This is a genomic window from Pseudomonas sp. LJDD11 (assembly GCF_024584215.1).
In the GTDB taxonomy this organism is placed as follows: Bacteria; Pseudomonadota; Gammaproteobacteria; order Pseudomonadales; family Pseudomonadaceae; genus Aquipseudomonas.
This window is the reverse complement of sequence record NZ_JANJFL010000161.1, coordinates 1-512: the sequence shown is the minus strand read 5'-3', so window position 1 is coordinate 512 and position 512 is coordinate 1. Positions and strand designations below refer to the sequence as shown.

Here is a 512-nt window from a genome sequence, read left to right as displayed (position 1 = left end):
GGCGACGCATGCAAACCACCGGCACCATTGCGTTGCTGCACACCCTGGTTTTTCAGGTCGACCAGTTGGGTCTGCTTGAACTCGCCATCCAGATAATCGAACACCGCGACCTGAGCCGACATTTCCAGCACCAGCCAGGCATGTTTGCCTTCGCGACTGAACAGGATATGCCGCGGCCCGCTACCGCCCGGCAACTGCACCGAAGCCGTGCTGGCCGGCTGCAAAGGTCTGGCCTGACTGGCGTCGTAGCGGTACACAAACAGTTTGTCGGCTCCCAGGTCGGCGGCAACCACATACTTGCCATCGGGCGTCGGCACCGCTGCATGGACATGGGAAGACATCTGACGTTCCGGGTTGACCTGGCTGGCCGTATTCGGCCCGGCGGACTGCACGACATCCTGAAGCTTGCCGTCCTTGCCCACCGGCAACACCGCCAACGACCCGCCAGGATCGGGCTGCACGGCATAGTTGGAAATAAGCAGATAACGCCCATCAGGGCTCAGGCTCGTATG

At 61.5% G+C, this 512-nt stretch carries 1 protein-coding gene; it reads right to left on the bottom strand.

Going from position 1 to position 512, the window contains the following annotated elements:
* Positions 1-512, bottom strand: a 512-nt coding sequence (locus NRB16_RS29350; RefSeq protein WP_257107629.1) for a lactonase family protein, incomplete at both ends; no start/stop codon positions are given.